Origin of the sequence: Tsukamurella soli (assembly GCF_039541155.1) — a bacterium.
GTDB classification, from domain to species: domain Bacteria; phylum Actinomycetota; class Actinomycetes; order Mycobacteriales; family Mycobacteriaceae; genus Tsukamurella; species Tsukamurella soli.
Map to the genome: position 1 here is coordinate 17,631 of NZ_BAABFR010000048.1, position 17,910 is coordinate 35,540.

The following is a 17,910-nucleotide window of genomic DNA, read 5'->3' on the forward strand; positions in this document are numbered from 1 at the left end:
GCGCACAATTCGACGATGACCGTCACCCGCCATCCCGTCGCCGTCCGCTATCGCGACCCCGACCTGACCTCCCTCCGGCGCACCAGCGCCACCATCGAGCTTCAGCTCGCCCACCGCTCCGTGCGATCGTTCCTCGACTCGCCGGTCGGCGACGACGAGCTCACCGCGATCGTCGCGGCCGCGCAATCCGCGGCGACATCGTCGAATCTGCAGGCGTGGAGCGTGATCGCGGTGCGGGACCCACGGCGCCGGGCTCGCCTCGCCCAGCTGGTCGGCGACCAGGACGCGGTGCGCCAGGCACCGCTCTTCCTGGTGTGGCTGGCCGACCTCGGTCGCGCCGCGCGCCTCGCGGAGGCCCTCGATTCACCGCTCGAGGCCCCCGAGTACCTGGAGAGCACCATCCTGGGCTTCGTCGACGCGGCGCTCGCCGCGCAGAACGCCGCACTCGCGGCCGAATCCCTCGGTTTGGGAACGGTGTTCGTGGGCGCCGTGCGGAACCATCCGGATCGGATCGCCGATGAGTTGCACCTGCCCGACCGCGTGTTCGCGGCGTTCGGGCTCGCGGTCGGGGTCCCGGATCCCGATGAGGCCGCGGGCGTGAAACCCCGCCTGCCGCAGCGCGCCGTGCTGCACCACGAGGTGTACGACACGGCCGCCGACACGGCGATCGACACCTACGATCGGCGGCTCGCCGGGTACAACGCGGAGTACCGCCGCGATGCGGGATGGATCGAACCGGTGCTCGCCCGGTTGCGCGATCGCGACAGCCTCAAGGGCCGACACCTGCTCCGCGAGCACCTCACCCGCCGGGGGCTGCCATCTCGCTAGGCGGTGAAGTTCACGTCCCGCCCCATGAACGCCGCCAACCGATCCGCGTCCCCGGCCCCCGCCGGGGCCGGCCTCTGTACCGCGACCGAGCCGATGATCTTCGGGTCGGTCCGTTCGTAGCCCGCGAACCTGCTCTGGTAGTGCTCCAAGGTCCACGCGACGAGCTCGGGATCGAAGTCGGCGGTCGACCGACCGAGCGCCTTCGCCAGATCCCAGTTGTGCACCAGCAGGTCGGCGATGCGACGCGACAACAGACCCGCGAGGTTGCGCGCGTGACTCCTCCCGTCGCGATGGGTGTAGACGGTCCGATCGAGATCGTCCATCGTCGTCAACAGGCCGCGCAACTCGTCGAACGCCGCGCAGATCCTCCCCCTCGGATCGTCGCCGAGTAGATCCTCGGTGGATTTGGGGTCCGGCTGGGGAAGCCCGAGAATGCGGGTGGAGACGATGATCTCGCCGACGTAGACGTGGTTGCAGAGCGCCCGCACATCCCACTCGGAGCACGGTGTGGCGCCACCGAACCGGTCGTCCGGGATCGATCGGACCAGCGCCTCCGTCTGCGCCGATACCCGCATGTACGCGTCGATGATGTCCATGGCCTTGTTCACTCCCGATTCTCTTGTCCAGCGAGTCGACGTTCCGCCGGCGGCGGAACGGACAGATAGCGCAACGACAGCCAGGCCCCCAACGCCACGACGACGATGGTCAACGGCATCGATGTGACGATCGCCAGCCACGGGGGCAACGCGAGGAGCGCCGCACCTCGGATGATGCCGTCGGCGATCACGACGACGCCCCACATCGTGGTCACGGTGCGGTGTCGCCGACAGATCTCGGGGTCCTCCTCATACCGGCGCTCCAACTCCGCGCGCCGTCGAGGGCGCAGCCGGCACAGGATGTCCAAGGAGTAGGGCCGCTCCCGGCGCCTCGCATTCAGCAGGATCGCCGCTCCGAGAAGGACGCCGGTCGCAACGGGTTTGAGCAGGAACAGCCAGAGGTCGCCGGTGATCGACACGAGAGCCGCGACGGCGACGAACACCGCCATCGACACCAGTGACATGCGGGTGAGCGCGCCACGCCGGGCCAACCACCCCGCGGTGGTGACGATGACCGCGGCGGTGCACGCGAGCGCGACCGACGCCGACGCACCGAACAGTTCCAGCCCGAGGTACACGGCCAATGCCGGCAGTATCGCGACCGTCTCTCGTCCGCGGCGGCGCTCGGGCGTCATCGCGCCACCGCCGACCGCGAGGGTCCGAACCACGTACTCAGAGCGTCGGTCAGCGAGTCCAGTGCCGGCTCATCGCTCACCCCGGCCGCCCACGCGAGCACTCCGTCGGGCCGGATCAGCGCGGCGGACAGGTCGAGCCGACCGAGCAGATGTACGGGGACGACATGCACACGGTCGTCCCAATCAGCGGCAGCCGCCGCAGCTTCCGCGGCGAACGGGGTGTACAGCAACAGCGGCCGGCCGCCGGACATGAGCATGTACAGGGTCGTATCGTCGACGACGAAGTCCGGCAGGTGCATACCCAGTGATCGATGCTCGCCGACGTATGGCAGCGGGTACCGCTCGTCCACCCCGGACAGCAGCCGACCGAGGTGCGCCTGGACGTCCGGGATGTCCATGAGGTCGCTGAAGATCTCGCGCAGCGCGTTCACCTCCGGCGTCGGCTCCAGCAGGGCGGCCTGCGCGAGGGTGTTGGCGATGACCCGGGCGCCCACCGGGTGTCGTTCGCGCGTATAGCTGTTCAGCAACTCATCGTCGCCGTCCCCCGCCACCACGGCAGCGAGCTTCCACCCCAGGTTCACCGCGTCCATGATGCCGAGGTTGAGGCCCTGCCCACCCGCCGGCGAATGCACGTGAGCCGCATCTCCCGCCAGGAGGATCCGCCCGAGCCGGTACGTGGCGGCCTGCCGCGACGTCACCCGCATCCGCCGCGCCTCGGCGATCTCGTCGAGCCGGACGTCGACCCCGGTGACGCGCTCGAGCGAGTCCTGGAATTCGCCGACGGTGACGGGGGCCGTCTCGCGCGCACCGATCCCGTCCGGGTCCGGCTCGCTCACACGCACCCGCACCCAGCCGTCCCGGAACTCGCGGTACTGCAGGGTCCCCCGAGCGGTGCGGATCCGCGCCGGGAAGGCCTCGGGATCGACCGGTCGCACCCGGGCCACCCGTGTCAGCGTCGTCGCGTCGACGCCGGGGAACTCGAAGCCGGCCGACTTGCGCACCACGGAGCGGCCACCGTCGCAGCCGACGACGTACGACGCGGCGTACCGCACCTCACCCGCGTCGGTCTCGACAGCGACGTGCACACGTCCGCCGTCCTGGCGGATCTGCGTGACCCGCTGCCCCCGCCGCACGTCGCACCCGAGCCCCAGAGCCGCTTCGGCCAGCACCAGCTCCAGGTCGGGCTGCCAGATGAGCGCGCCGGTCCGGCCGTCGCCGCCACCGAGAACGGTGGTGTCGAGTTTGTGGATCCACGCGAACTGGCCACGGTCGCTGCCCATCTCGCGGCGGAACTCCCGACGGAGGGCGGAATCCCACCGCTGCAGGGCCGCCCCCATCCCGCGCCGCCGCAACGCCTCGCTGCCCAGCACCCCGACCCCGCGCGCCTTCGGCACGGCGTCGGGAACGGCCAACCGGTCGAGCACCACCGCGTGCACACCCGCGGTCTCCAACTCGACGGCCAGCGTGAGCCCCACCGGGCCCGCACCGACGATCAGGACGTCGATAGCCTCCATACCGTGTCTCCTTCAGTCACCCCTCCCATATAGGGAACCACAGTATCTTAAATGTCGACTGAGAGACCCCGCCCAAGGAGGAGAACCCGCCACCATGACCGATTCGACCGATGACGACGCAGCGAGCGGGCGTCGCCGTGGCCTGGCCTTGGAGCAGGCGATCTACGACGCCGTGTGGGAGCTGCTGGCCGAGTCGGGCTACGACCAGCTGAGCATGGCCGCCGTCGCGAAGCGGGCACACACCGGCAAGCCGGTGCTGTACCGCCGCTGGGCCAACCGCGCGGAACTCGCCCTCGCAGCTCTGCGGAACAAGGTCCCGCCGCCGGAGTTCCCGCAGGGCGATCAGGGCGACCTGCGGTCCGACCTGATCGCCCTGCTCCGACCGCTGGCCGACTGGCTGGTCGCCACACCCCCCGAGATCGTCCGCTCATTGCGCACCGCGATTCTGAGCGACCCGGAGCTGATCGGCGCCACACAGTCGCGGATGCCGCAGGTCGACCTGGGTCCCGCGATGGCCGAGGTGATGACCCGCGCCGTGGCACGCGGCGAGGTCAGCGGAAGGCCACTCCCTCCGCGTGTCGTACAGCTACCGGCGCAGCTCATGCGGATCGAGTCGCAGCGCGCCATGCCGGTACCCGACCACGTCGTCGTCGAGATCGTCGACCAGATCATCGTGCCGATCCTCACGGCACCGTGACAATCGGAAAGACGATCGGAAAGAACGATCGGAAAGAACGATCGGAAACAACGATCAGAAGACGGTGCCGGAGAACGGCAGTGCCGCCGTCGCGAACAACAGATCGGCGCGGGCCACGGCGGCCGGGTCGCGGGCGTCCACCCGCCCCACGGACGCGAGCGCCCGCCAGCGGGTCCCGCCCAGATACGTGGCGGCGAGTGTCCCGACGTCCACGGTGAGCTGCGGCGCGGCATCCGTGCGCGCCGCACCGTCCGGACCCACGACGTAGGCGCCCTCGTTGGCCGGCAGTATCGGGTCCCGCACGCCGATCACCACCGGCTTCGCCGTCCCGTAGCTGCGGGCCCGCAGCGCCGCCTCGACGTTCACCAGTCGAAGCCACGTCTCATCATGTGCCGCACCGAGTTCCACGGCGCGCCGGTCGAGGGTGGCGAGCGGCAGCGGGTCGTCGAGGGCGAGCGAGTCGAAGACCACGACATCGACGAGGTCGAGGGCCAGCAGGTGGCGCCACAGGCCCGCGCGGGCGCCGCCGCTCAGGGAGACGAGATCGGTGACGGTGACCACCCGCTCGGCGCTGGTGAACCACCCGGTGGTGTCCTCGGGCCGATACAGCGCGTAGCCGTCGTCCACACCGCCGGTGCTGTGCACCACCGCGTACCACGGCGCCGTCGCGGACGCGCGGGCGAGTTCGTGGCGACGCCACCACCCGTCGGGCCGCGTGATCACCCCGACGCCCCGGCTGCGGTCGTACACGCCGCGCAGCAGCTCGGTCGTGACGGCGCCGTCGACCAGCCGGACGGTGCCGCCGGCCGGCACCTCGGGACGAAGCGTGGCGCGCGCGAGCGATACTCTGGCCGAGCGGGATTCGCTCGCGATGCCGTAGCCGTACCGGCCGTATATGGTGGCCTCCGAGGCCCGCAGCGACGCCACCATCTCACCGCGTGCGGCCGCGTCCCGCAGCTGCTCGATCAGCAGCCTGCCGGCCAGCCCGCGCCGACGGTGCGTCGGCAGCACACCGACGTGGGTCACCGCCGCGTGCGGCACCAGGGCTCCGCCGGGCACCACCAGCCCACTCGTGTACGCGTCTGCGCCGCCGACGATCTCGCCACCGTCGAACGCGCCCAGGAACCGGCCCGCCTCGGTCGCCTCGACGGGGTCGACGGTCGATACGGGCAGCCCCACCATCGCCCGGAAGAACACCCGCAGGCCCGCCGCCACCTCGTCGGCGCCGGCCAGCGGCCGGATCAGCGCCCGTGCCATACGTGCTCGTGGTCGCGGTGGGTCCCGAGGTATGCACCCGGCCCGAAGTGGTGGTCGTAGAAATCCGTGTCCAGGTGGTGGGCCTGAAGGTAGTTCAGGATGTGCACGGTGGGTACGGCGCCCGGCACCTTGCCGAAAGTGTCGTCGATATACCGCACCTGGTCGGTGAGCAGCCGCAGGAAGTGTTCGTCGTACCGTGCAGCGGAGCCGCGCACCCGCGGCGAGTCGCTCCACGGCCCGGGGGTGGCGGGATGGAACGGCCCGCCGGCGCCGAACTTGCGGGCCGCGAACCGCTCCACGGCGTCTGCGGCGTCGCGCACATGCGGCCGGGACAGCGTCTCGAACACGCCGGGCAACCCCGTCGGGTTGGGGAGCGGCCACGCGTCGTCGTGTTCGACGTGGAAGCCCAGCCCGGGGACGTCCGGGTCACCGGACGCGCCGAGGATCGATAACCGGTCGATCCCGTCGAACGTCCACCCGCCCAGGCCGATCGCCCCGAGCGCCAGGTGCCCCGGATACACCGCCGCGATCAGCTCGGCGCTCGCCTCCGCGAGCGTGTACTGCTCCACGAACGACAGCGGGAACGGCTCGCCGGCGTGCCGCAGCGACGGGTCGTCTGCGCCCGGTACGGGCCGGCCGTGCACATCGTCATAGACGCCATAGCCGTTCTGCAGGAAGAACGCCAGGTTCGCGATGAGGTGCTGAGCCAGGTCGGCGACGGGGATCACGAGCAGCGAGCCCGGGTGGTTGGCGATCCAGGTGTTGTGCCCCTCGAGGTACGGCTCGGCGCGCGGCAGGTGGATCCGCCGGTCGGACAATCTGCGGTAGCGGGACACGGTCGCGTCCAGCCATGCGTCGATGTCGGAAACCGCACCGTCCGTGGAGATCTCGCCTTCTGGTGCGGCGTCGCGACTGGACAGGAAGTAGGTTCCCGAGTCGTCGGTGAAGAAGAAGTCCGTGGTGTGGAAGCCCGCCGCCGACGGGAAGGTACGCCCCACGGCGGAACCGGCGTAGTTCGGCAGAGCGGGCGCATACCCGGGGTGGTGGGTGATACCGAAGTTCCACCCCGTGACGCCTGTCACGGTAGCGAGCACCAGCGCTCGCTCCACCTCGCTGAGCGGCTGCACCGGCCGGGAGCTGGTGAATGCCAGTTCGCCCGAGGGGATCTCGCCGCCGACCGGGAACCGCCGCGAGCGCCGGCCGTTGATGGCGGCGAACAGCGGGAACGCGAGCAGCGCCGCGATCGCCTCCCGCTCGTGGTCTGCGATGGCCAGGCTCACGCCGGCACCCCGGCACGCTGCAGGACGAAGGCCGCGACATCGTCCGCGACCCGACGATGCGCGACCTCGTTGAGGACGTCGTGTCCCGCGCCGGGGACGACGCTGATCCGCAGGCCCGGCAGGCGATCCCGCCACGCGGCCACGCCCCCGAGTGGCGCGATGGCGTCACGCTGGCCGTGCACCGCCAGGATCGGCAGGGTGACGCCGGGAAGCTCGGCGTCGAGCCGCCGCCACACCGGCGGAAACGCCGCCGCCAGTACGTCGACGGCGTCGGCGGAGGTGAACGCGAGCGGGTCGTTCTCGAGCTCGTCGAGGTAGAACGGGTCGGACGAGAGCGCCGCCGGATCGAGATCCAGGGTGCCGCCCTCGACCTCGTCGTGGTCGACGATCCACGGCAGCGGCGACAGCGGCGCCCCGCTCAGCACCGCACCGGCGTAATCGGCCGGGTGGTCGAGCGCAGCCACCAGCGCGACGAGCGACCCGAGCGAGTGCCCGGCGACGACGAGCGGCAGACCCGGTCGCTCGGCGCGCGCGAGATCGGTGAGCGCGCGGGCGTTCTCGACGAGGGAACCGAACGCGCCGAACCGGCCGCGCTCCCCGTCGCTGAGCCCGTGGCCGATCTCGTCCAGGGCCCACAGGTCGATGCCGTGGGCGCCGAGCGCGGCGGCGTACCGGTGGTACAGCCCGCTGTGTTCGCCGAAGCCGTGCAGGAACACGACCGCCGCGCGCCGCTCGGGAACGGCCCAGTGCCGGTGGTACACGCGCCCTTCGGCGCCGTCGAAGTAGGGCATCGCGGTCTCCTCTAGCGGGTTGTCCGGGACGGATCTAGCGGTCTGCGGCGGTGGAGCCGGTGCGGACGGCGTCCGCGATTCCGAGGGAGGCGAGCCGCTGCTGCTCGACCTCGGACAGTGTCTGGATCGATCCGACACGCGCCGCCACCTCGGGCCGGGTGACCCGCAGCCGGAGGAACCCCGCCAGGCCGACGAGCAGCAGCGCGGCGAAGACGTAGGGCAGGTAGCGGTACGCACCGACCGGGACCGGTACCAGATTCTTGTAGATCACGTACCCGATGCCCAGGACGGCGAGTGCCGACACCGCCAGCGTGACCGGCGTCAGCGCACGGATCCTCCTGAGCCACAGCGGCGTCGCGATCGCCACCAGGAGGTAGGCGAACAGGTAGGCGTAGCTGGAGACGATGCCGACGTACACGTCCCACTGGAATCGCCCGACGGCGGTGAGGGTTCCGACCAGTCCCACGACGAACGCGACCGCCCCCACCAGGGCGATCGACACCGACGGTGTGCGGAACCGCGTGTGCACGCGACCGAGCGACGCGGGCAGGGCACCCTCTCGGGCCAGCGTGAAGAGGCTGCGCGATCCGGAGTTGATGACGGCGGCCGAGAACACGATCATCGCCGTGCCGAGGGACAGGTCCACGACGTAGGTGACCCATCCCGCGCCCACGTTCTGGGCGACGGTGGGCAGCGGTGTGGCGTCCGGGTCGAGTGCCTTGGGGCCGGCGAACCCGAGCACCTCGGGCTACGTCGCCAGCAGGTACACGACGGCGAGCCCGAGGACCAGCCGGACGACCGCGCGCGGCACAGTGCGGTGGGCGTCGCGGGCCTCGTGCCCGAGGGACGCCGCGCTCTCGAAGCCCGCATACGAACCGACGGCCGTCACCGCCGCGATGAGCACCGTGCTGGAGCCGAGGTGGCCCAGGGCGAACTGCCCGGTATCGATCCGCGCCCCGTAGTGGATATAGGACGTCACCAGGATCACGGAGATGGCGAGCAGCGAGACCACCTCGAAGCCCAGGCCCAGCCGCACGGAGACGCCGACCCCGCGGTACGGGATGTACAGGGAGGCAGCGGTGGCGAGGACCAGCAGCCCGATCTTGACGGCCAGATGATCGGTGTGCAGGCCGATCTCCTGTAGGAAGGAGTTGAAGTACAGCACGGCGCCGAGCACACCGCCGGCGCCGAAGCCGATATAGCCGATCACCAGCGCCCAGCCGGTGACGAACGCCGCGACGGGTCCCAGCCCGTTCCCCGCGTAGGTCCCGAGGGAGCCCGACGACACGGTGCGCCTCGCCTGGAAGGCGATGACGATGGCGACCAGGTACACGATGACTCCGCCGATCACCGCCGCCCATAGCGCGCCTTTCCCGGCCACCAGGAACAGCGAGCCGGGCACGCTCGCCAGCGCGACGCTCGGGGCCGCCGCCGCCAAGCCCTGGGCGAACACCCCGATGCCGGAGACGGCGCCGCTCGGGAGTCCATCGTCCCCGCCGCCGGATGCACGATCGTCCGCGCGGCCCGGCGCAGCGGCGGCGGCCTCGCCGAGTATGAGTCGTTCTGCGGTCATGATCGAACGGTATTCGTAACCCGTTGGGAGGTCGATGGATTCACACAGCGTGATGCGAACCCCGCGTCATCCGAGGGGCGCAGACGGCGCAGCGGCAGCGAGATGTCCACGCAGGGTGTCGGTCTCGTACTCGTGGCGGTAGAGGCCGCGGCGCCGCAGGATCGGCACCAGCTCGTCGGCGATCACCTCGAGTCCGTCCACGAGAACATCGGGCTGCAGGTTGAATCCGTCGATCGCGCCGGCGTGGAACCAGTCCTCGATGTGGTCGGCCAGCTGCTCCGGCGTACCGACGAAGCCCGCGTGGCCGGACCCGGTGTACCGCGTCTGCCGGAGGTACTCGCGCACCGTGGGACCGGTAGCACGGATCTGTGTGACGATCGACTCGCGGAATCCGATGCTCCCCGTGAATGTCTGGGGATCGACCGGTGCGGCGAGGACCTCTTCGGGGAAGGGCTCGTCCAGCGCGAGCTTGGACGCGTCGTAGCCGATCGACTGCGACAGCCAACCGATGGAGTACGACGCCGGTCCCGCGTCGTGCAGCTCGTCGCTGCGCCGCCGGGCCTCCTCCTCGGTGCTGCCGAGACTCAGCAGCAGGCCGGGCAGGATCTTGACATCGTCGGGTGTGCGCCCCGACCCGGCAGCCAGGCGCTTGACCAACCGGTAGTGCTCGACGGCCTGCTCCCGCGTGAGCTCGGCGGCGAACACCCCCTCGGCGATCCGGCCCGCCAGCGCCCGCCCCTTCGGCGAGCCGCCGGCCTGGAACAGCACGGGGCGGCCCTGGCGCGACGGCGGCACGCGCAGCCGGCCCTCGACGTCGAAGAACTCGCCGTGGTGTCGCACATCGTCGCCCGTCGCCGCGGAGTCCCACAACGCGCGCGCGACATCCACGAACTCGGAGGCTCGTTCGTACCGGTCGTCGCGCAGCGGCACGTCGGGGAGTCCGAAGTTGCGGGCCGCCGGCGCGCCGCGGGTGGTCACGACGTTCCACGCCGCCCGCCCGCCGGACAGGTAGTCGAAGGACGCCAGCCGCTCCGCCAGCTCGAACGGGTCGTTGAACGTCGTCGACGCGGTGGCGACCAGCCCTACCCGCTCGGTCACCGCCGCCACGTACCCCCAGTTGACGGTCGGCTCGAGCCGGATCGGATTGGCGTCGTACGCCGGATCTCCCAGCAAAGGGCCGTCCGCGAGGAAGACCGCGTCCAGCGTTCCGCGCTCGGCGGTACGGCCGATCTGCTCCCAGTAGCCGGGGTCGACGAACGAGTCCTTCTGCAGGAGCGGCGACCGCCAGGCGGCGGGGAGGTAGCCGAGCACGAGCGCGTTGATCCCGAGGATGACATGGCCGGTACGTCGGGTCATCCCGCTCCCAGCGCCGGATTCGGTTGCGGGGCAGGGAACGCCGGTCGTCCGCCGGGCCAGCGGGTCGGCACGCCGAGACCGAGCGCCGCCCGGAGCGGCCCGCGCGGCGCGGGCGCGTACCGCCCGGTGAGCAGCCGCTCGGCTGCGGCGAGGACGTCGGCCAGCGGCCGGTCGGGACCGGCACGGAGCAGGTCCCCCGGCCCGAGGACGATGTCGAAGGGCTGCCCGTCCGCCACAGTTCCGCCGGATTCTGCTGCATACCAGGCGATCACCGACGGACCGGCGGCAGGCTCCGGCGCATTGAGCGGGCCGGCGATCCGGTACGCACCCTCGAGGTCGACGTGCGTGATCTCGTGCGAGCGCACGAGGATCCCGGCCGCCCGGTCGGCGACGATCGAGTCGTGCGGCCAACTCCGCTCGAGGGCTCGGACCGCCCTCGCCGCGGCCGCCGCCGTGTCCGCGTTCAGCGGTGCCGGATCGCCGAGTCGCGCTCCCGCCCAGGCGCCCTCGCCGTCCCCGGCGGGCCCGAGCGAGGCACGCGCGGCGTACGCGTCGCGCACGCCGAACACGACACCGCTGCGGCCGCGGGACAGGTGCCCCAGCGAGGCGACACGACGTGCGAGGTTGTAGGGGTGGTCGCGCTGCGGCGTGGCGGCGACCAGGAACCGGCCACTGTCGGTGCGCCCGGCGAGTGCGGCGCCGGCGGCGCTGCCGTCCAGGGTCGCCGTGGCGGGCGGCCCCGCCTCGATCCGATCGATGCCGAGCACCGTGAATGCGAGGGGAAGGCCGTCCCATCGAGCCAGGAGCCCGGCATCGCCTGCCAATTCGAGCAGGTGCGGGCCGGACAGCCCCAGGGCGAGGTAGGGGGTGGTCATGCGCTCAGTCCCCCTGGCCCCCGCGGCCACGTTCCGCGAGGTTCGGCACCGGGTCGGTACCGTTGACGTACCAGTCGCCGAGGATCCGCGCCTTGTACACGCGCGGATTGTGCGAGGCGAGCGTACGGGCGTTGCGCCAGTGCCGATCCAGTGCCCGCGTCGTCGACACGCCCGACGCGCCGAGGGCGTCGAAGACGGTGGTGGTGGCCGCGAGCGCGGCGTCGATGATCACGAGTTGCGCTCGAGCCGTTGCGACCTCGCCCTCGACGAGGCGCTCGCGTCGCTCCTCCAGATCTCCGGCGGCGTGCGCGGCGGCGGTGTGGTCGAGGGTCCGCGACGACGCCCGCAGCGCCGCCTCGGCGGCGAACGCATGCGCCGATACCTGCCCGATGACCTGGAGCAGCTGCGCGTCGGCGGTGGGCGAGGGGTCCAGGGCCTGCGGGTAGTTCCGACCGCGCGCCCGGAGCGCCGCGACACCGTCGCGCACGACTGCGCGGGTGATGCCGACCAGCACCGACAGCATGGCCGTCTGATAGAAGTGGCCCTGATAGACGAAGCGCTCCCCCGCCGGGAACACGTCTCCGGGCCGCGCCGGGACGCCGTGGTAGTTGGCGGTCCCGCTGGCGGTCGTGCGCTGGCCGAAACCGTCCCAGTCGTCGAGCAACTCGACTCCGGGATCGGCGCGGCGCACCAGCGCGGTGAGCACACCGCCGTCGTCGTCGCGGCCCAACACGTCCAGCCAGTCGGCGTACAGACTGCCCGTCGCATAGAACTTCGCTCCGTCGACGCGCCACCCGTCCCCGTCCCGCCGCACCGAGGTCTTCAGGTCCGCGAACGTGCCGTTGTTCGCCTCGGTCCATCCGCCACCCACGAACTCCCGGTCCCGGAACCGTTGCAGCCAACGGTCATTGGTCTCCGACGGCGCTGCGTTGAGCCGGTCCTCCACGAACGCCAGATGGTTGCGCCAGATGTGCGCGACGTTGGGGTCGGCGCTGCCGAGGTCCGCGAGCAGCGCGAAGGTCTGCTCCAACGAGGCGCCGTACCCACCGAACGCGGTGGGGACTCGCACCACCCCCAGCCCGCGGTCCTTGAGCCACTGCACCTGTTCGTGCGGGAACTCCCGATCCCGCTCCCGCTCCACGCTCCCCTCCGCGATCCGTTCGAACACCGGCTGGAACGTCTCGGCGAGGTGCGCGTCGGTCGCGGTCGGCGGCCGGAGATAGGTGAGGTCTGCGGTGGTGGTCATGTCGCGCCCTTCCCGTTCCGGAACGACGAGCAACGCTACGCGCGGACCATCGCCGCGGCTCCCCTTGCGATCGCCCGGATTCTGAAGACGACAGCCCGGATTCCGCAGAGAAGCCGCCCGATCGGCGGGCTCACCCCGGGTAGCCGAACATCTCCTTGCCGTACCAGTCGCCGATCTGATTCAGGCCGGGCGGGACCGCGAACAGCGAGCTGGAGATCGGGGTGATGTACTCGTTCAGCCCGTCCTCGGCGAGACTGTTCTGGATCCGCGCGAACTGGGTGTGCGCGTTCTTCTGATACGCCATGAAGAACAGCCCGGCCGCGAGGGTGCCGGTGCGGTTGTCCATCCCGTCGGTGTAGTTGTAGCCGCGCCGCAGGATCTGCGCCCCACCGTTGTTATCGGGGTGGGCGAGCCGCACGTGCGAGCGCCGGTCGATCGCCGTCGCGCCGGTGTCCCCACGCTTGTGGAAGTCGAGCTTCGTGAACTCGGTCCCGCCACTGAGCGGGGCACCGGAGTCCTTGTGCCGCGCGAAGATCCGCTCCTGGTCGCTGATGTCGTCGGAGTCCCACGCCTCGAGGTGCATGCGGATCTTCCGGGTCACCAGGTAGCTCCCGCCCGTCATCCACGACTGGTCGGTCTCGTCGCCGACCCACACCTGCGCGTCGGCGACGCCCGGGTCCTCCGCTTTGATGTTATCGGTCCCGTCCTTGAAGCCCATCAGGTTCCGCGGCGTCACCTGCGAGGTGGACGTCGCGGACGCCCGGCCGAACCCCTGCTGCAGCCACCGGATCGCCACGGTGCCGCGCCCGATGCGCGCGAGGTTGCGAACGGCGTGGAACGCCACCTGCGGATCCTCCGCGCACGCCTGCACGCACAGGTCGCCGCCGCTGATGGACGGGTCTATCGAGGTGTCCACCGCGAGTTGCCCGAGCGGCTGCAGTGCGGCGGGCAGCTTGCCCTTCAGCCCGAACCGGTCGTCGAACATACTCGCGCCGAAGCCGACGGTCACCGTGAGCCGGTACACGCCGAGGTCGAACGCCTCGCCGGTGTCCGCCGGGGGCGCGCCCGCGCGGGTCTCGACCGGGCCGATCGGCTTGCCGACCGTCAGCAGGCTCGCGGCCGCCGCCCACCGCGCGAGAGTCACCTGCAGCGACTCGGCCGTCGCGGTGTCGGTCGCGTCGAAGGCGGCGAACACCAGTGAGTTCTGCTGCGGCGTCACGATTCCGGCCTGGTGGTCGCCGTAGAAGGGGACGGTCTCGTCGGCCGGGTCGGCCTGCCCGTCAGAGGTCACCGCGTACGCCACGCCACCGCCGGCCACGGCGCCGGCGACCACACCGGCGCCGGTCAGTCCGGCGGTGAGGAAGCCGCGCCGCCCGACCCGAGGCCCCAGGCGATCGCCTGGGCCCTCGGCGGCTGACGCATCGGACGGTGCCGGATGCGTGGGTCGATCCATCAGCTGGCGGCCGCGACTTTCCCGCCCGCAGTGGCCAGCGGGTCCTTGACGGCGATGACCGCTGCGGCCATCTTCCTCTTGTCGTCCGCCGACACCTGGGTGAACAGCTTGAAGCCGCCCGGCTGTGCGCTGTCGCGGAACGAGTCGATCAGCTTGTCGCACTTGGTGAATGCGTCGGTGATGGTCTGCGTCAGCTGCGGGTCGATCTGCTCGAGAGCCGGCTTGACCATCGCGAACGCCTGCTCAGAGCCCTCGACGTTGGCCTGCATGTCGAGGATGTCGATGTGCGAGTACGCCTCCTCCTCGCCGGTCAGCTTCGTGGTGGACACCTCGTCGAGCAGGTCGCCCGCGCCGTTGACGATGTCGGCCGGTGCGAAGCCGAATCTGGGCTCGCTGACGACCTTCTGCAGCAGCTTCACGTTGGTCAGCAGCTGGTCGGCGACCGGCTTCATGCCGTCCAGGTTGTTCGCCTGGAACAGCTGCTTCTCCACGACGTGGAAGCCCTCCCACTTGTCGCCGGGCCCCAGCGCGGCCGGCCGCGCGTCGATAGCGAAGTCGAGGCTCGTGGAGTTCTTGTCCGAGCAGTCCGTCGATCCGTCGGTGCAGAAGGCGCCGGCCACCGGCTCGATCCGCTCGTAGAAGGGGCGCGCCTTCGGGTATGCGGCCTTCGCGGCGGCGAGGTCGCCCCTGTCGACCGCGTCGGTCAGCGCCTGGGTCGCGGTGACCAGGCTGCCGACCTGCGCGATGACGTAGGTCTTGTAGTCGGCGGCCCCCTGTTTCAGCTGGTCCGCAATGGATCCGGTGGCCTCCGCGGCCTTCCCGGTCACCGTGAACGTGGTCTTCTCGTTGGTGGCGCCCGGGCAGTACAGCGTGTAGGTGCCGCCGTCCAGCTTGTGCGAGAACGACACCGAAGCCAGCCCGGGCGCGATGTTCTCCCGCTCGGCGAGGATCCGGTTGTCGAGGATCAGCTCGACCTCGGTGACGGCCGCGGCATCGGTGTTGGTGATCTCGAACGTGACAGGTCCGGCGTCGACGGTGCCCGGGGTGGCCTTGCAGCCGTCGGACGTCATCTCCACCTCGACGGTCTTCGTCGCAGCGGACGAACCTCCCGCAGCCGAGTCCGACCCCGAATCCGAGCTCGAACAGCCCGCCAGAGCACCGCCGCTCAGAACCAGCGCGCCCACCACCGCTGTCCCGGTGGCCAGGAACCTACCTGCCTTCATGGCAGTCTCTCCTTCGTATAGTCGGCCGTGTTCTCGGCCTTCGCATCTGCCTTCTTCTCGGCAGCCCCCACGCTCACGGCCTGCTGCCGATCACCCTGGAAGGTCTCCTTCGGCTGCAGCGCGCCGCGGCGGGACCGCCGCTGAACGCCCCGCAGCGACAACGCCGCCGCCACACCCGCCAGCGCACCGGCCACGGCCAGCCCGATCGGCAGTCCCCCGGTTCGCGACGCCCGCGAGTCGCGTTGCGCCGCAGCGGCTGAGACCGCGGCCGACTCCGCGGCGGTCTGCCTGTGCGCGACGGTGACCGTCGCGACCTTGCCCAGCACTGTCGCCGCGCCGCGGGTCGGCACGGCGGTGGCGGTCACGGCGTAGACGACGTGACCCGCGCCCGGCCGCCCGGTCGCGGGGTCGACCGTGACCGACACGTTCGCCACCGCGGTGTACACGACCTTCGCCGCTCCGCCGAACGTGGTGATGTTCAGCCCGACGGGGATCCGGCCGCCGTTCGCAGCGATGATCTGCGGCAGCGAGACGGTGGTGGGCGCCCCCGGCACCAGCGCGGCGATATCGACATCCGGGCTCGCGACCTGGGTGTATCCAGCCCCGCCGGGCGTCTCGCCGCCGGTCGCAGTGAGCCGGGGCAGCGCCGTCGCGAGGGGGCCGGTGTGCAGCGTGCCCGTCGCCTGCGCACTGTCGGCGTGCGCCACCGTCACCGTCACGCCCGACGGTGGCGTGACCGCCCGACCGGCGAGGATGCCCGCCGTACTCGCGGCGGAGACGTCACCGAGCGCCAGCGTCGCGGGCGGCAGTGCGGGTGCGGCAGGCGCTCCGGCGACCACCACGACCGCCGACACCACGAGGGCCAGGCCGGCCGTGCCGAAGGCGGCCGCCAGAGAGCGGAGGGGCGCAGGCCGGCCCGCGGGCCACAGCACGGTCGCGCCCACCACGACCAGATACACGAGCCAGCCGCCGACCTCGATCACCACCGGCCGCTGCTGCAGACCCAGCACGCCGGTCAGCAGGGACTCCTGCAGGGAGCCCGGGCGCACCAGCCACGTCAGGTTCGCCACCTGCCGCTGCCCGAAGTCGATCCACCCGGCCTCGTGCGCGGTGTGGAACGCCGTCATCACCAGGCCGGCGGCCACCAGCACCAGCATCAGCCCCGTCGCCTTGAAGAACTTCGCGAGGTCGATCCGCACGCCCCCGCGGTAGATGCCGTACCCCAGGGCCCCTGCGATCGCGATGCCGAGCACAGCACCGAATCCGGCCGCGCCGGCGTTGCCGCCGGCATTGAAGGCCGCCACGAGGAACACCGATGTCTCGAGGCCTTCGCGGAGTACTGCCAGGCCGGCCATCACCGCCAGCGCGATCGCGGACCCGTTCGCGACCGCTCCCGACGCCGCGCTCTCGATCTCGCCCTTGAGGTCGCGGGCATGGCCGCGCATCCACACGATCATGTAGGTGACCATCCCGATGGCCACGACACCGATCACCGTCTCGAGCATCTCCTGCTGTCGCTGCGGCAGATCGCCCGCCAGCACCTCCAGGCCGATCGCGACGGCGACACACAGCGCCGCGGCGGCGGCCACGCCGAGCCACATCCACACCAGCACCCGGGTCTGGCCCTGCTTGCGCAGGAATGCGGCGATGATGCCGACGATGAGCGCCGCCTCGAGTCCTTCCCGCAGACCTATGACGAGGGTGGCGAACATCGGACTCCCTGGTAAACGATTGGTCGAGCACAGTTCAACGTCGAAGGTTACCCTGCGTGAGTGTAGGCTGTGCTCGCGCGCTGGACGAAACCGTCATCCGTCCGGTAACGCCCCGATTACACCGATCGTGGGGGCCAGCCGCGTGGGCACCGGTACGACACAGGCAAGAGATACCACCCTGTCGGTAAAGTCTTCGCCTGGCGGCGATTCAGCCGATCAGCGCGATCCGGCGCGGATCCAGCGCGACACACACCGTCTCTCCGTCGGCCGGCGCGGTGTCACCGAGGGCGTCCACCTCGATCGGCCCGCCGACGGTACCCACCCCGGTCGGCCCGCCGACGGTACCCACCCCGGTCGGCCCGCCGACGGTGCCCGACTCGATACGCACCCTGATCCGGACACCGTCCGCCGTCGGTACCGAGTGCCGCACCACCGCGCGCACCCCGCGCGACTGGATCACCACCGAGCCCGGCCGCAGGCCGAGGTGGAACTGCCCGTCCGGCGCGTTCACGAGGACCGGCCCCAGCAGCGACGTCGCCTGCCCGCGCTCGACGCGCGCGGCCACCACCGACGAGTAGCCGAGGAACTCGGCGATGCGCGCAGTCCGGGGGCGGCGCCACAGCCGGGCGGGCGTGTCGACCTGCGCGATCCGCCCGCCGTCCATCACCGCCACCGCATCCGCCAACTCCACCGCCTCGTCGTGGTCGTGCGTCACGATCAGTGCGGGGATCCCCTCCTCGCGGAGGATCCGCCCGAGATCACCCGCGAGGCGGTCCCGCAGCTGCCGGTCGAGCGCCGATAGGGGCTCGTCGAGCAGCAGCAGCCGCGGCCGCGGCGCGAGCGCCCGGGCGATCGCCACCCGCTGCTGCTGGCC

At 71.3% G+C, this 17,910-nt stretch carries 15 protein-coding genes and 1 pseudogene; 2 read left to right on the plus strand and 14 right to left on the minus strand.

From position 1 onward, the window contains the following. Window positions 1–15 precede the first annotated feature (15 nt). Window positions 16–828, plus strand: coding sequence for a nitroreductase family protein (locus ABD908_RS15405; RefSeq protein ID WP_344997453.1), 813 nt, complete (start codon window positions 16–18; stop codon window positions 826–828). On the opposite strand, the gene ABD908_RS15410 is transcribed toward ABD908_RS15405, so the two are convergent. Genes ABD908_RS15410 through ABD908_RS15420 form a run of 3 tightly spaced genes read right to left on the minus strand, consistent with a single transcriptional unit; the run spans window position 825 to window position 3,573 of the window. Beyond that, window positions 825–1,436, minus strand: coding sequence for a TIGR03086 family metal-binding protein (locus ABD908_RS15410; RefSeq protein WP_344997455.1), 612 nt, complete (start codon window positions 1,434–1,436; stop codon window positions 825–827). The genes ABD908_RS15405 and ABD908_RS15410 overlap by 4 nt on opposite strands. Next, window positions 1,433–2,059 (minus strand): DUF3159 domain-containing protein, encoded by a 627-nt coding sequence (locus ABD908_RS15415; protein ID WP_344997457.1) that lies wholly within the window; start codon window positions 2,057–2,059, stop codon window positions 1,433–1,435. Before ABD908_RS15415 ends, ABD908_RS15410 begins: the two co-directional genes overlap by 4 nt. Next, window positions 2,056–3,573, minus strand: a complete 1,518-nt coding sequence (locus ABD908_RS15420) for an FAD-dependent monooxygenase (RefSeq protein ID WP_344997459.1) — start codon at window positions 3,571–3,573, stop codon at window positions 2,056–2,058. Before ABD908_RS15420 ends, ABD908_RS15415 begins: the two co-directional genes overlap by 4 nt. A gap of 94 nt (window positions 3,574–3,667) precedes the next feature. Between ABD908_RS15420 and ABD908_RS15425 the strand changes: the two genes are divergently transcribed. Next, window positions 3,668–4,270: a TetR/AcrR family transcriptional regulator gene (locus ABD908_RS15425; RefSeq protein WP_344997461.1), complete on the plus strand. Its 603-nt coding sequence runs from the start codon at window positions 3,668–3,670 to the stop codon at window positions 4,268–4,270. 54 nt (window positions 4,271–4,324) lie between these two features. On the opposite strand, the gene ABD908_RS15430 is transcribed toward ABD908_RS15425, so the two are convergent. The 11 genes and pseudogenes from ABD908_RS15430 to ABD908_RS15480 all read right to left on the minus strand — a co-directional run. After that, entirely contained in the window at window positions 4,325–5,527 is a 1,203-nt protein-coding gene (locus tag ABD908_RS15430; RefSeq protein WP_344997463.1) for a GNAT family N-acetyltransferase, read from the minus strand. After that, window positions 5,512–6,807 (minus strand): hypothetical protein, encoded by a 1,296-nt coding sequence (locus tag ABD908_RS15435; RefSeq protein ID WP_344997465.1) that lies wholly within the window; start codon window positions 6,805–6,807, stop codon window positions 5,512–5,514. The genes ABD908_RS15430 and ABD908_RS15435 overlap by 16 nt, the downstream gene beginning before the upstream one ends. Further along, entirely contained in the window at window positions 6,804–7,598 is a 795-nt protein-coding gene (locus ABD908_RS15440; protein WP_344997467.1) for an alpha/beta fold hydrolase, read from the minus strand. Before ABD908_RS15440 ends, ABD908_RS15435 begins: the two co-directional genes overlap by 4 nt. A 34-nt stretch (window positions 7,599–7,632) precedes the next feature. Then, a pseudogene (locus ABD908_RS15445) lies at window positions 7,633–9,171 on the minus strand (APC family permease). A gap of 66 nt (window positions 9,172–9,237) precedes the next feature. Next, window positions 9,238–10,527: an NtaA/DmoA family FMN-dependent monooxygenase gene (locus ABD908_RS15450; protein WP_344997469.1), complete on the minus strand. Its 1,290-nt coding sequence runs from the start codon at window positions 10,525–10,527 to the stop codon at window positions 9,238–9,240. Then, the gene (locus ABD908_RS15455) at window positions 10,524–11,402 is read right to left on the minus strand and encodes an LLM class oxidoreductase (RefSeq protein ID WP_344997471.1); all 879 of its coding nucleotides are present in this window, start codon (window positions 11,400–11,402) and stop codon (window positions 10,524–10,526) included. The genes ABD908_RS15450 and ABD908_RS15455 overlap by 4 nt, the downstream gene beginning before the upstream one ends. Before the next feature lie 4 nt (window positions 11,403–11,406). After that, entirely contained in the window at window positions 11,407–12,648 is a 1,242-nt protein-coding gene (locus tag ABD908_RS15460; protein ID WP_344997473.1) for an acyl-CoA dehydrogenase family protein, read from the minus strand. A gap of 130 nt (window positions 12,649–12,778) precedes the next feature. Next, complete coding sequence (efeB, locus tag ABD908_RS15465) at window positions 12,779–14,038, minus strand: iron uptake transporter deferrochelatase/peroxidase subunit (RefSeq protein WP_425584385.1); 1,260 nt, start codon at window positions 14,036–14,038, stop codon at window positions 12,779–12,781. A 62-nt stretch (window positions 14,039–14,100) separates the two neighbouring features. Next, complete coding sequence (efeO, locus tag ABD908_RS15470; protein WP_344997477.1) at window positions 14,101–15,324, minus strand: iron uptake system protein EfeO; 1,224 nt, start codon at window positions 15,322–15,324, stop codon at window positions 14,101–14,103. Beyond that, window positions 15,321–17,036, minus strand: coding sequence for an iron uptake transporter permease EfeU (efeU, locus tag ABD908_RS15475; protein WP_344997479.1), 1,716 nt, complete (start codon window positions 17,034–17,036; stop codon window positions 15,321–15,323). The genes efeO and efeU overlap by 4 nt, the downstream gene beginning before the upstream one ends. 208 nt (window positions 17,037–17,244) lie before the next feature. After that, the coding region (locus ABD908_RS15480; RefSeq protein ID WP_344997481.1) for an ATP-binding cassette domain-containing protein at window positions 17,245–17,910 on the minus strand (666 nt) is incomplete at its 5' end.